This window comes from Anaerofilum hominis (assembly GCF_014287275.1).
In the GTDB taxonomy this organism is placed as follows: Bacteria; Bacillota; Clostridia; order Oscillospirales; family Ruminococcaceae; genus Pygmaiobacter; species Pygmaiobacter hominis.
The window spans coordinates 595,943-609,591 of the sequence record NZ_JACONZ010000002.1; the positions used below are offsets into that span (position 1 = coordinate 595,943).

At 49.4% G+C, this 13,649-nt stretch carries 11 protein-coding genes and 1 pseudogene; 11 read left to right on the plus strand and 1 reads right to left on the minus strand.

The window, feature by feature from the left end:
- The first annotated feature begins 21 nt into the window (after positions 1–21).
- The 9 genes and pseudogenes from H8S23_RS07820 to H8S23_RS14250 all read left to right on the plus strand — a co-directional run bounded on the left by H8S23_RS07820 (position 22) and on the right by H8S23_RS14250 (position 9,815).
- Entirely contained in the window at positions 22–1,257 is a 1,236-nt protein-coding gene (locus H8S23_RS07820; protein ID WP_186887770.1) for a glycosyltransferase, read from the plus strand.
- A 5-nt stretch (positions 1,258–1,262) separates the two neighbouring features.
- Positions 1,263–1,631, plus strand: a complete 369-nt coding sequence (locus tag H8S23_RS07825; RefSeq protein ID WP_186887771.1) for a YcgL domain-containing protein — start codon at positions 1,263–1,265, stop codon at positions 1,629–1,631.
- Positions 1,632–1,683: 52 nt separating this feature from the next.
- Complete coding sequence (locus tag H8S23_RS07830) at positions 1,684–2,109, plus strand: methyltransferase domain-containing protein (RefSeq protein WP_479771386.1); 426 nt, start codon at positions 1,684–1,686, stop codon at positions 2,107–2,109.
- Between the two features lie 9 nt (positions 2,110–2,118).
- Positions 2,119–4,077, plus strand: a complete 1,959-nt coding sequence (locus H8S23_RS07835; protein WP_186887773.1) for a DUF2142 domain-containing protein — start codon at positions 2,119–2,121, stop codon at positions 4,075–4,077.
- 1,093 nt (positions 4,078–5,170) lie between these two features.
- Positions 5,171–6,259, plus strand: coding sequence for a polysaccharide pyruvyl transferase family protein (locus H8S23_RS07840; RefSeq protein ID WP_186887774.1), 1,089 nt, complete (start codon positions 5,171–5,173; stop codon positions 6,257–6,259).
- Positions 6,259–7,452 carry a Coenzyme F420 hydrogenase/dehydrogenase, beta subunit C-terminal domain gene (locus tag H8S23_RS07845; RefSeq protein WP_186887775.1) on the plus strand — a complete coding sequence of 398 codons (1,194 nt, stop codon included), beginning with the start codon at positions 6,259–6,261 and terminating at the stop codon, positions 7,450–7,452. The genes H8S23_RS07840 and H8S23_RS07845 overlap by 1 nt, the downstream gene beginning before the upstream one ends.
- Positions 7,453–7,489: 37 nt before the next feature.
- A complete protein-coding gene (locus H8S23_RS07850) occupies positions 7,490–8,731 on the plus strand; it encodes a lipopolysaccharide biosynthesis protein (protein WP_186887776.1) in 1,242 nt (413 codons plus the stop codon).
- Between the two features lie 18 nt (positions 8,732–8,749).
- On the plus strand, positions 8,750–9,472 hold the full coding sequence (locus H8S23_RS07855) for a glycosyltransferase (RefSeq protein WP_186887777.1): 723 nt from the start codon (positions 8,750–8,752) through the stop codon (positions 9,470–9,472).
- A gap of 44 nt (positions 9,473–9,516) precedes the next feature.
- Positions 9,517–9,815 (plus strand): annotated as a pseudogene (locus H8S23_RS14250) (DUF2304 domain-containing protein).
- Here the strand turns inward: H8S23_RS14250 and H8S23_RS07870 are convergent.
- On the minus strand, positions 9,804–10,112 hold the full coding sequence (locus H8S23_RS07870) for a hypothetical protein (RefSeq protein WP_186887780.1): 309 nt from the start codon (positions 10,110–10,112) through the stop codon (positions 9,804–9,806). The pseudogene H8S23_RS14250 and the gene H8S23_RS07870 overlap by 12 nt on opposite strands.
- A 488-nt stretch (positions 10,113–10,600) precedes the next feature.
- On the opposite strand from H8S23_RS07870, the gene H8S23_RS07875 reads away from it, so the two are divergent.
- Both H8S23_RS07875 and thiI read left to right on the plus strand, forming a co-directional pair.
- The gene (locus tag H8S23_RS07875) at positions 10,601–11,731 is read left to right on the plus strand and encodes a cysteine desulfurase family protein (protein ID WP_186887781.1); all 1,131 of its coding nucleotides are present in this window, start codon (positions 10,601–10,603) and stop codon (positions 11,729–11,731) included.
- 685 nt (positions 11,732–12,416) lie between these two features.
- Positions 12,417–13,589 carry a tRNA uracil 4-sulfurtransferase ThiI gene (gene thiI, locus H8S23_RS07880; RefSeq protein ID WP_186887782.1) on the plus strand — a complete coding sequence of 391 codons (1,173 nt, stop codon included), beginning with the start codon at positions 12,417–12,419 and terminating at the stop codon, positions 13,587–13,589.
- The last annotated feature ends 60 nt before the right edge of the window (positions 13,590–13,649 follow it).

Sequence of the window (13,649 nt, forward strand, 5' to 3'; positions counted from 1 at the left end):
AGAATTACGGGAGGTGTCAGAGTGGTTCATACATTATTTAAAATTTATTGGATGTTCCGTTTTCGTTTTAGATTTTTTTTGCATCAAAAGCAAGGACATAAAAATGTGGCATTGGTAGTGAATAGTTTTGACAAAGGTGGATTAGAACAGGTCGTTTTAAATTTGTATCTGGGATACAAGAAAAATGGTTGGAATGCGTATATTCTTTCACAGTCTAGAAATATAGGGCAAATGGCGGAAAAACTTTTAGATTTGCGAGATATTTATATTTTTGATGAAAAAGAGGATGAGTTTATTCGCTTTTGTTGGGAAAAAAGTATTGATACTTTGCACTATCACTATAACACTTATATGTTAATGGGTGCCAGGAAAATGGGCTTTAAGGTCATTTATACTATGCACAATGTATACACGTGGATGAGTTTGCCTGAAATTCGTGCGTATAGTTATAAATTAACTGCTGCACATAAGATTGTGCCAGTATCCAGTTTCGTTGAACAATACTATCTCACGCGTACTCAAGCTCCTCGTAACAACATTCATACGATTTTGAATGGAGTGGATTTTCATGAATTAGATAGTAAGTCTGGGATATTGCCAGTTACACGACAGAGTTTGGGCTTCAAAAAAAGTGATGTGATTGTAGCGGAAATTGCCTCTTTTCACCATGTCAAACATCAAATTGGACTCATTGGGGTAATGGAAGCTTTACAGAAAGATTATCCGGAGATAAAACTTTTGTTGGTGGGAAACAAAGGGGATATCAATTATTATAAGGAATTTGAGCACATTTTGAAAAGTTCTTCAGCTAAAAATAGCATTAAAATTATCCCTTATTTTGACCACAAATATATGGGGCGCTTTTTACGAGAAGTTGTAGATATTTTTACTTTACCTACCCTGCAGGAGGGATGCAGTAACGCAGTTTTAGAGGCGCTTTATTGTGCCAAGCCGATGATCCTTACGGATGTAGGTAACGCTGGAGACATTAAAGATGTAGCGGCTTGTATTGTAGTTCCGCCAGCATATCCGAATATTGTAGACTTAACACAGGAAGATGTATTGAATATTGCTGGTTGTAAACGAAATTTAAATACGGATGCTTTGGTGAAGGCTTTTATTGATATGACAGAAAATTTAGATGAGTACAATAAAAAAGCTCAAACTGTCGCTCAGAACGCATCTGTATATAGTACGGAACATATGGTAGAACAGTATATAGAACTCATTCAAAAAATGAATAGAAAGGAAAGATAAAGACATTGAAGTGGAACAATAAAGTAAAGAGCGACTGTGATACTTTTCATAGAAAAGAATATATTGTTTTTGGAGATAGTCCACAAAATATAGCGGCTGTTATCGCGCATGTGCCTGTAGAGATAGAGTATGTATTATCGAACTGTTTAGATGATATAGAGTTAGAGGGAAAAAAGGTATATCCTGCCACAAAAATATACAAAGATTTTAAAAAAAGAGAGATGTATATTTATGTTGCTGAAAAGGACAATTATGCAGAGTTAGCTGACCAGCTGACCAAGATGGGGCTCATGGAAGGTCTTGATTTTGGGGGGGGCACTCCCCTATCTTTACGATCAATGGAAAGATCGAGAATACTTTCATACATTGTTTGACGTGAGGACCAAACACTTATCCTCTCTAATTGACCCTCAAGCCAAAAGCGTTATGGATTTAGGGTGCGGAGAAATGAAATTAAGAGAATATTTAGCGCCTGAAATAAAGTATATTCCTGTTGATTATGTAAAGCGTAGCGAAGAAACATTAGTATGCGATTTTAATAAGCATCAGTTTCCCACAAAAATGGCAGACACTGTGTTTTGCAGTGGAGTCTTAGAATATATAGAAAATATGTCGGAGTTTGTCTTGAAACTTTATGAGAATGCCAATAAAGAGGCTATCGTTTCTTACTGCGCGTTAGAGTATAAGTGGGATATTAATGAACGTATGAGTTTAGCGTGGAAAAACTATTATACCATTGAACAATTTGTTTCTATATTTGAAGCCGTAGGATTTCATTTAGTGTTTTGCCAAAAAAGTGTCGGCTGCAATTTACTTTTTAAATTTTCAAAGAAAGCTTCTTCTTTTATATAGGGAAAGAATATGCTGATAAAAAGATTAAAAAAGAAAAAAATCTATTTGTTTAGCGGAATTATTGTTTTTACGCTGCTAATTCAAGGGTTCAATTTTTTTGCAGTGGTTTTGCCAAAGTCGACAGAGGCTACGGCGTTAAAGAAAACTTTAAACTTTTCTGAGGGACTGTTGCTTGATAGCGAGGATAGTTATTTGGAGCAGGGTTTCTATTGTGAAGAGCCATTAACAGGAATCGCTGTGTTAGCAGGGAGTTTTGGTGGTGAGGAAGACTCTGCGATTCTTCAGACTATACTTTATGATGACACTACAGGGGAAGAACTAGAAAAAGTAAAAACACCTTTGGGAGTTACTAAAGGAAATTTTAATTTATCAATCCAGTTTTCTCAGACTTATTCTATTGCAGAACAAAAATATCGTGTTAAAATTTCAGTGTTAGAGACCGACAAGCTAGAAAGGCATTATTTGCTTTGGACGACAAAAGAAAATGCTGGTGAGATAGAAGACAAATTACTTTATTCAGGCGAACAGAGAGAAGATTATTTAAAATTGGATCTCTATGGAAAACCTAAAAATATTATTGCTTTTTTTGTGATTATATGTAGTGGTGTGGATATTTTGCTCCTAATAGGTTATTGGGTTATTTGTAAAAAAAGGCCATTACAACAGATTTTTGTTGTTTTGGCTTTAGGTTTGGGCGTGCTATATATGTTGGTTTACCCATCTTATGCTGTGAATGATGAAAATATTCATATCACCTCTACAATCGCAAGGGCAACAGCTTGGGAAAATGGAAAATGGGATCATCCGTCTGAAATGCAAAATATTAAAATTAGAGTATCAGAACAGCAAGAGGTATACACGGGACTAAAACCTACAGCGGGACACTACGCCTACTTATTTGACACTGCGCTGGACGGGGAAAAATCTGGAACTATAGACATGACCATTGAAAAAACAGTGGGTTTTACAATTGAGTACATTCCGCAGATATGCGGAATTCTGTTGGCAAGATTATTGCATCTTGGACAGACGCCAACATTGTATTTAGCACAATTTATGGCACTTGTGTTTTATGTAGCTTGCGGTTATATTGCAATCAGACTGTCTCCTTTTCCCGAATTATTCACCGTTATCGCCCTTTTTCCGATGGCAGTTCGATCAGCGGGTTCGTTCTCATATGATTCCTTTATTAATGCAGTTTCACTGATTTATGTGGCACTTTTATTAAAGTTTATATATGATGCTCGAACTTCAACGATAACAGTTTGGCAACTAATGCTCACTTTTTGTTTAGGCATAATTCTTGCACCCTGTAAAATTATTTATATTCCCCTTTCGTTGCTGCTTTTTGCTGTACCGAAGGAAAAATGGAAAAAGAAAAGGCATCGATGGTTTTTTATTTGCACGGAAACTGCCATAAGTATATTTGTGGGAATTTACATGAACACAGCAGTACTCACGAGAAGCGTTTCTTCCGGCAATACTTTCGGGCCATGGGGGAATCTCGCTTATTCAATGAGTGATCTTGTAACTCATCCTTTCGAAATGATAAGGCTCACACTTTCCACAATGATAAATCAGGCTTTAAATTTAGTTTTTATGGGTGTGGGGGGACTTCAATATGTAAATATAGAAAACACCATCGTTGTGGGTTTTATCTTGTTGGCACTTTTTTCTATTCCGAGGCAGCAGTCTCTGATAGTCACAAGGAAGCAAAAATTATTGTATGCTTTTTTATGGATTTGTGTCGCAGGTTTGGGGTATGCAGCAGCCCTTACTTGGACAACAGTTGGTTCTTATTACATTATGGGGATGCAGGGACGATATATGATACCTCTATTTCCTATTCTGTTTTTAATAGGAGCAGGAGCTTTTGCCAGGCAGCCAGAAAGAGATGTGGTCCTGTACAGCAACTTGGTACTACACAGCTATTGCATTCTCGACATTTTTTTAAGGGTAATATGGTAATTAAAAAAGGAGGGCTTAAACAGTATGAAGATATTATTCATGAATTTTTGGGGAAATTTGAAATCAATTAGGGCCGGGAGCTGGAAAAGACCCAAAGCGGCACTTAGTATTACCTAAAAGGTGATTACCGAGCAGATGGTGTTGTTGATGGAGGATTTTTTGTTGGAGTGGGCTAAGGGCAAGCTAACCACTTCAACGCTTGGCTATAGCTAAGAAATGTTGAACGCAATTAGATGACTAAATCCCAAGGTTAAGATTCTTATTGGAGGTACCTATGCTACCGTCATCTCAGATCAGGCTATGAGAGATTGTCCTGTCATCTGTGTGATGGTCCAGCGGAAATATGGCTTTCCGCCAGATGAAATCACGAAAAGTTGAGATGACCTTTCCGCCGTGTGAGGCATTATTTATCATGGAGCGGGTGCGAAATCGTGCACCAGACAGACTACCGTTGGGCAGAGGAACTGGATAAGTGGCCGATGGCATCCAAGATTTAGGAGAAATTCCTCAACGTCAACGACTACCACTACCACTATGTGCTTGCCTAAAAACTGCTGGTATAGACCATCAGCCACCCCCGGCATTCATTCCGTTATAATTTCTGTTCCTGTTCGGAAGGCATAAGCGGACTGAAGGCATAAGCGGACTATGGTTTTGTGGACATCGCGTAAAAAAATTTGTGGATGAGATGGAATATATCCATAACGACATGCCCTATATTCAGAAGATATTCAGCGAAGCTGATACTTTACTGGGGACAAGCAACAGGTCGCGGAAGATCTACAACGAGATTAAGTGCTGGAGGGTCTTAAATTAGTATAGTCCTATAATACCTGCACCGGCGCGCTGGACGGGGATAGGGTGACCAAAATAAAGAAAACGGTTTTTTATATGTAGCAGGTACTGTGGTGATCGACTGCTACATGATACCTGCTTATGTGTTCACGATTGCAGGAATCAGGGTATAGATGCGTGATTCTGCATTGGTCAAAAACGCAGATGCCAGAGACTGAATCACGCGAAAATCTATTTTTGCAAAAAGGATCTGTGAGGAACATTTCAGTGGAAAATTGGTGTTGCCGGGAGGAAAAAAGTGAAAGTTGGAATCTTGACTTTTCATGCTGCAAACAATTATGGCACCTGCCTTCAGGCATATGCGCTGCAGAAAAGCGTGGAAAAGCTGGGGGCGGAATGTGAGATTATCCGGCTGCGGGGGGAAAAACTGTCGGTCCCGCCGGCGGCGCCCCGCAGCCTGAGCGCGCGAGTGACAGATCTTGTCGTTAAGACGGGGGCAAAAGTCGTGAAGTCTGCGTCCCAGCCTGCCTTTGAGCGATTTCGCAGGGAGCACTACCATTACAGCGATTGGGTAGAGATGGACCAACTGGATGCGCTGAACCGTCGATATGATCTGTTTTTGTCCGGCAGCGATCAGGTGTGGAACTACAACATCGCCGGAAATCTGGATGTTTACCTTCAGACCTTTGTCACGGATGCGCGCAAAAAGAGTAGCTATGCCGCGAGCTTTGGGCTGAGCAAACTGCCCGCCGACCTGGAGCAGCGCTATGCGCAGGCGCTGGGCAGCTTTTTCTACCTTGGCATCCGCGAGCCCGAAGGGGCGCGGCTGGCCGAGGAGCTGACCGGGCGCCGCGCGCAGGTAGTGGTTGACCCCACGCAACTGCTGGACCGTGAGGACTGGGAGCGGGTTATGCAGCCGGTCGGGTCGGACAAGCCCTATATCATGGTGTACCAGCTCGGCTTTTCCAAAACACTGCTCCAGTGCGCAAAAAAGCTCAGCCGGGATACTGGCCTGCGGCTGGTTTTTGTCCCATTCCCCGAGGGAACTCCGCTGAAGGGAAGGTATTACCCCACCATTTCACCCGCGCAGTGGGTCTATTTGATGTGGCACGCGCGGTATGTGGTGACCAACAGCTTCCATGGGACGGCATTCTCGATCGGCTTTCAAAAGGATTTTTATACCGAGATCTCCCTGAATCTGTCCGCACTGGGCTCCCGGATTACAAACCTGCTTGATAGGTACCATCTGCAGGACCGAAGGATCGGAGAAGGGCAGTTGGCCTTTGACTGCCCCATTGATTACAGATTGGTAGAGCCGCTGTATCAGGAGGACCGACAGGCGTCTTTGGAATTCCTGCGTAGCGCGTTGGAAGGAGAGGCGATATAATGGAACTTCAGCCCAAGGCATACTGTTTTGGCTGCGGTGCGTGTGGCGCGATCTGCACGCGCGGGGCGATCTCCTTTTCCGCAGACGAGGAGGGATTTTTATACCCATTCATTGATCCCGTCCGCTGCGTGTCCTGCGGGCTGTGCCAAAAGGTGTGCCCGGTTGGAAAGGAACATCCCCTTGCAGAACACTATCCCGCCGCCTATGCAGCAAAGCACAGGGACGGCACGGTGCTCTGTCGCTCCTCATCCGGTGGAATGTTCACCGCGCTTTCAGACCTGTGGGCGCTCAGCGCGGGGGGAGCGGTCTATGGCGCGGCCTTTGACCAGGATTTTTCCGTGTGCCACCTGCGTGCGCAGGACGCGGCGTCCCGCTCGGCGATGCAGGGGTCCAAATATCCGCAGAGCAGGCTGGATCCCGCGCTTTATCGCGCGGTAGAGCAGGACCTGCGCGACTTGAAAAAGGTCCTGTTCAGCGGTACCCCCTGTCAGGTCGCCGCGATGCGCAGTTATCTGGGGTGTAGAAAGGTCCCGGTAGAGAACTGCCTTTTTGTTGATCTGGTCTGTCACGGCGCGGCGAGCCCGGCTGTCTGGAAGGCGATGCTGCAGTCGGTCAGCGAAAAATATGGGCCGCTCAAGGAGGTCTCCTTTCGGGCGAAGGACGAGGGGGTAAGCGTCCATCTGCTCAAGTTGGTGACAGCTTCGGGGGACATCACTGAAAGGGCAAAAAAGGAGTATGCGTTTTACAACATTTACAGCAGCCTTTGTATGATGCGGCCCTCCTGTTACAGTTGCCCGTATTCCAGTTTAAAGCGTCAGGGGGATTTTACGATCGGGGATTATGCCGATTTGAAGCGGCAGCATCCAGATTTCTTCTGTGAAGAGGGAGTCTCCAGTCTGCTGGTTAATACTGAAAAGGGGGAAAAGCAGGTGGCGGGGCTGCAGCAGGAGGCGCAGCTGCTGAGCGTTCCGCTTGCAGAGGTAATGCAGCAGAATTTGGAAATGCCAACAAAATGCCCCGCGCAGCGGGAGAAATTTTGGTCCTGCTTTGAGCGGGAAAAATGGGCGGGTCTTCAAAGGAGTTATGGTCGTCTCAGCATCACAAGAAAGATGATCTTCCATATTATTGTGCCGCTTTGCAGGAAGCTGGGGATCTATAATTTGGCAGTAAAGATCTATATGAAGAAATCTTAGCCAGATACCGGCGGATGTGCCGAGGGGAGAGAGGGCGATGGAGACGGAGCATCATGTAACCAGACAGGACGTGGTCTGGAATATGGCGGGCAGTACGGCCAGTGCGATTGCCTCGGCGGTTATGGTGCTGGGGGTGACCCGAATTGCGGGCGCAGAAAACGGAGGGGTGTTTTCGATTGCCTTTTCGACGGCGCAGATGCTGATGATGCTTGGTAATTATGGCATCAGGACCTATCAGGTCTCGGATGCTCAACAGCGATTTTCCTTTGGCGATTATTTTTGGAACAGAGTGCTGACCTGCGCATTGATGATGCTCAGCAGTGTCCTGTGGTGCCTATTTTCACGATATGAATGGGAAAAAAGTATTGTGGTTCTTTTAGTGTCTGCCTGTCGGATGGTGGAAGCATTTGCGGACGTGCTGGAAGGAAGGATGCATCAGCAGTATCATCTTTCGATTGCTGGGAAAAGCCTTGCGCTGCGTACCTTTTGCTATTCCACAGTTTTTTTTGCTTCGCTGATCATAACTGGAAATCTGATTGTATCTTCTTGCGCCATGCTAGTTGCAACGAGCCTGTGTGTAGCTGTTTACACTTTCCCTAACGAGAGGAAAAAATGCGCGGGGAGAGAACGCACTATGCCGGGTAATGTGCTCCAGTTACTGCAGACTTGTTTCCCACTTTTTATTTCTATGTTCCTTTTAATGTACATTGTTAACTCTCCCAAATATGCCATTGACGCACTTAGAGCGGAGCAGGAGCAGGCCTGTTATGCGATTTTGTATTTGCCTGCACAGGTTATCGCACTATTTTCGACTTACATTTTCAAGCCGATGATCAATGAACTTACGAAGAACTGGCAGGAGAAAAAGTTTCACTATTTTTTTGGTGCGATCACAAAGGTAGCGTTAGGGCTGCTGGGGGTTACCCTATTCGGAATGCTGGGAGCATATTTGCTGGGAATACCAATCCTTTCGCTGTTATCGGCGCTGGATCTCTCAAGCTATAAAGGCGCATTGGTTCTGATCATGCTGGGGGGAGGGTTCAGCGCGTTTGCCAGCATGTTAACACAGGTCCTGACGATTATGCGTCGGCAAAGAGCGGTTATGGTAGGATACCTGATCACCGCCGGGATCGCACTGGTTATCCCTTATATGATGGTAAGGCGAAATGGAGTGCTGTATGCGTCCGCAAGTTATGTGATTCTGATGATGCTGCTCTCAGCGACACAGTTTATCCCGATTGCAACTGCTGCGAAAACATTTTATTCTGTAGAGAAATAGAAAAAAGGAGTTTGAAGTGTGGATAAAAGAATTCTGATTATTATCCCCGCCTACAACGAGGAGGAGAGCATTGTCTCCGTTGTTTCGACTCTGATACGGGACTATCCTCAGTTTGATTATGTGATCGTCAATGACGGCAGCAGTGATCACACCGTGCAGATCTGCAGGGAGCGTGGATTCAATTTTATTAATCAGCCAATCAATCTCGGCCTTGCAGGCGCGTTCCAGACCGGCATGAAATATGCACTAAAAAATGAATATGATGTTGCGCTTCAATTTGATGCCGACGGTCAACATCTGCCGCAGTATATTCAACCGATGCTGGACAAGCTTGCCGAAGGATATGATATTGTGGTTGGCAGCAGATTTGTGGAAAAGAAAAAGCCGTTCACCTTGCGGATGATCGGCAGTCATCTGATCGCTTTTGCCATTCGCTTAACCACAGGAAAAAGGCTTGCTGATCCTACCAGCGGGATGCGGCTGTACAACCGGCGGATGATAGAGGAGTTTGCAACTCAAATCAACCACGCACCGGAACCAGACACCATTTGCTATTTGATGCGGCGCGGCGCGAAAGTAACAGAGGTACAGGTGGAGATGCAGGAGCGCATTGCAGGAACCAGTTATCTCAATTTCACCCGCAGTATCGGCTATATGTTGCGCATGGCAATTTCGATTATAGTCGTTCAGTGGTTTCGAGGCGGCGCAAAGTTTAAAAAGGAATGGAGGTGCACTGAATGAGTGGGATGCTGTTGATGTTGCTTTTTACGGGCGCGGTCCTCACAATGCTCTATTTTCTCTACAAAATTCGTAAGAATCGTCTGCAAATCGAATATGCAATTTCTTGGAGCCTGTTCAGTGTTTTGCTCGTCGTGTTGGGGCATTCCCTGGACTTGTCAGTTGGGCTGCCGATTTAATCGGGGTTCAATCTCCAGCAAATTTGCTTTATCTGGGAGTCATTTTTATTTTGATCCTCAAGCAATTCACCACCACCATCAAGCTCTCCAAGATGGATCGGCAGATTACAGAGCTCACCCAATATATTGCACTTCACGAGGCACCGGCAAAAAACTCATTGGATTGACAGCGATGAGACCGCGGCACTATGGAAAAATTCTTTTTGGGGTAAAAAGTTGTCGTTAACGATCACCGGCGCCAGCTCCACCCCTGTCGCCCACAAGGCCCAGGCGCGGCAGTGGCCGTCCAGCAGATACAGGTTCAGCTGTTCATCACTGGCGACCTTGAGCGGCTGCAGGTTGCTCAGGTCCTCAGGGTCAAACCAGCGCAGCACGGCGTCCAGCTTTTCCCGGTCCAGATGATCTTTGGTGGGGATCAGCCGCAGCACCTCCACCCAGTGAACACTTCTCATTCCGATTCCCATGCGGTTCTCCTCTCCGGGCGCACATTTTTTTACAGCTCTGCAGGCAGTGCAGACAGCGCCCCGTTTTGCTTTCCAGCTTGTATCCCTCCCGGTTTTCCCGCCAGAGGGAAATCCCGCAGCAGCCGTGCCGTGCACGGTGAAAAAAAGCGGCCCGGCAGAACAGAAAAGATCGTGTCCGGTCAGCCGGCGGTCCGCGGCGGGAAATATAAATTTTTGACCTTTTTTCATTTTAAACATTCCGGGCCGGGCGCGCAAGGGTGAGTTGCGCACCCGGCCCGGTTGTTGTATAATTATTTGGTCAAGGCGGCGGTCCGCGCTTTGCGCCCGGCGCGGAAAACGCCGCTGGAGCCGCTGCATTTGTGGCGCGCTCCTTTTTTCGAAAAGGCAGGGCGCTGCCTTAAAAACTGTGAGCACGGTGCACGGCGGAACAAGCCGTCCCGCTCCCCATGATCTGCCCGGTCCCTCCCGGGCAGCCGGAGGCGTTTTATATGCACTACCTGGATAACGCGGCCACCACAGTGGTGGACCCTGAACTTGCAAAACTCTGTTACGACACGATGCTGGAGATCTTCGGCAACCCCTCTTCTCTTTACAAGCCCGGCATGGTGGCCGAGCGGGCGGTCGATCACGCCCGCGCCCAGGTGGCGGCGACACTGGGGGTGACGGGGGCTGAGATCACTTTCACCGCCTGTGGGACGGAGAGCGACAATATCGCCCTGCAGGGGGCTGCGGAACGCACCAAAAACTGGGCAAAAAACATCGTGGTCACCGGCTTCGAGCACCCGGCGGTCTACCGCACGCTGGAACTGCTGGCGGCACAGGGCTGGGAGATCCGCGCCATTCCGCCGGATGCAGGGGGACATATCGATGAGGCGGCTTTTCTGGAGGCGGTGGACGAGCAGACCGGCCTTGTGGCCTTTATGTTCGTCAACAACGAGATCGGCACCCTGCTGGACCCGGTGGCACTGGCAAAAAAGGTCCGCGCCAAAAACGGCCGCGCCTCTATCCATGTGGACGGGGTGCAGGGTTGGTGCAAGCACCCCCTGCAGCTGTCCGGCGGCGAGATCGACAGCTTTGCGCTCTCCGGCCACAAAATGCATTGTCCCAAAGGCGTCGGCGCGCTCTATCTGCGCAGGAATTACCGCATCGGGCCGGTCTTTGGCGGCGGGGGGCAGGAGCGCGGCCTGCGCCCTGGCACTGAAAATGTGCCCTACATCGTCACGCTGGGGGCGGCAGCGGAGAAATATGGCAGGAGCATTCCCGCCCGGCTGGCAGGGGCGAAAAAGCTGAACGAGCTGCTGCGGGAGGAACTGGCAAAACGGGGGGACATCACCGTCAACTCTCCGGCGGACGCCTCGCCCTATGTGCTCAATTTTTCCATTCCCGGCGTGCGCAGCGAGACGATGCTGCATTTTCTCGAGAGCAAGGAGATCTATGTCTCCAGCGGCTCGGCTTGCTCGAAAGGGGCGGCCAGTCACACGCTGACGGCGATGCGGCTGCCGGCGGCCCGCATCGACGGGGCGCTGCGGGTGAGCTTCTGCGACACTTCCACAGAGGAGGATGTCCGCGCTTTGCTGAACGGCCTGGAGGAGGGCCTGAGGGCGCTGCAGCGGCGATAAAAGCGGGCTCCCATTTTGCGGCGGAGAAGATGAGCTGCCCGCGGCGGGTAGGATGAGCTGATTTTCACGCGGGCGGCAGATATGCAGAACACAGCGGCACATTTTGCGCCGTTTTTCAAAAGCAATGGGGCGCATTGAGACCGCCGCAAGGCCTGTCTGTGCGGGCGGGCAGAGAAACGCAGTTCCGGCCACGTCTGCCTCCGCGAAACGGTTTCTTGAAGCCGGCTGATGGAAAGCGCGTTTTTCAGGGGGGGCGCTGCCGTTCAAAACGCGAAGAGCCGCCCTCCTGCCGGCCAGGGGATATCGCACAAGGCAGGAGACTGCCTTGCCGGTCCTCCCTGACGGGCGGCAAAAGCGCGCGTAAGGCAGTTAAACCCCGAACAGGAAAAAGCGGGCCGCTTTTGAGCCATCAGCTGCGGCCGCTCCTTTTTGGCGGGTACGGGAGCCTCTGGACCTTTGTACAGAGCTGTTTCGACAAAAGGCGGACGGGGCCAAAGGCGGAGAGAGGGGCGGCCGCTGCCCAGCGATAGGGCGCAGGGGCTTCTTTTCTTTGGGGGACCGCCAAAGGCGGGTCTCAGGCCTGCGCGGCGCTTGCCGGAAGTTTTATCCCGGACGCGCTTTCCACTCCACTTTCGCATCCCGGAAGAGGCTGCTAAAATACAAGAAAAATAAAAGGAAGACGACTATGAGAGAACTGATCATGGCCTACCAGGGCGAGATGGCCCTCAAGGGCCTCAACCGCAAGACCTTTGAGGTCGCCGCGATGAAGACCATCCGCAGGCGTCTGACCGATCTGGGGCGCTTTAAGGTCTACGACGCCCAAAGCACCATTTATGTGGAGCCGGAGGACGAGAGCGCGGATATGGACGAGGCCTACGCGCGCATGCAGAAAGTATTCGGCATCGCCGCGCTTTCCCGCGCAGCGGTCTGCGGCAAAAATTTCGACGAGATCTGCGCTGTGGCCAAAGAGTATCTGGCCGAAACCCTGCAGGGGGCCAAGACCTTTAAGGTGGTGGCCCGCCGCAGCGACAAGACTTTCCCCATGACCTCGATGGAGCTGGCCTGCGAGCTGGGAGCGGTGCTGCTGGACGCTTTTCCGCACCTGACGGTGGATGTTCATCACCCGGACTGTCAGGTCTTTGTGGAGATCCGCGATTATGCGGCCTATGTGCATCCGGACAAGGTAAAGGGCGCGGGCGGCATGCCTACCTCGACCTCCGGCAAGGCCAGCGTGCTGCTCTCCGGCGGCATCGATTCGCCGGCGGCGGCCTGGATGATGGCCAAGCGCGGTCTGACCATTCAGGGCATCCATTTTGCCAGCCCGCCCTATACCAGCGAGCGGGCCAGGCAGAAAGTGGTGGACCTGGCCTACAAGCTGATGCCCTGGACAGGGCCGTTCAAGCTATTTGTGGTGCCGTTCACCGAGCCTCAGGTGTATATCCGCGACCACGGGGTGCCGGTGCTGTTCACGGTACTGATGCGCCGCAGCATGATGCGGGTGGCGGAAAAGCTGAGCATCCGTTATGGCGCAGACGCGCTCATCACCGGCGAGAGCCTGGCCCAGGTGGCCAGCCAGACCCTGAAAGCCATCGTCTGCACCGATGCGGCCCAGGAGCTGCCGGTACTGCGCCCGCTGATTGGCATGGACAAAAGTGAGATCACAGACATCGCGCGGCGCATCGATACCTATGACATCAGCATCCAGCCCTTTGAGGACTGCTGCACCATTTTCACGCCGCCGCATCCCAAAACGCGCCCCAGCCTGGAGGAGATCCTGGCAGCTGAGGCGGCGATGCCGGAGCTGGCCGCGCTGGAGGAGACTGCCGCAGCCGGGGCGGAAAAGCTGCACATCGAATAAAACGTTCTGGAATTTATTGCTGGATGACTACAAAAAGGACAGGAGAGGCGCGCGGGCAGC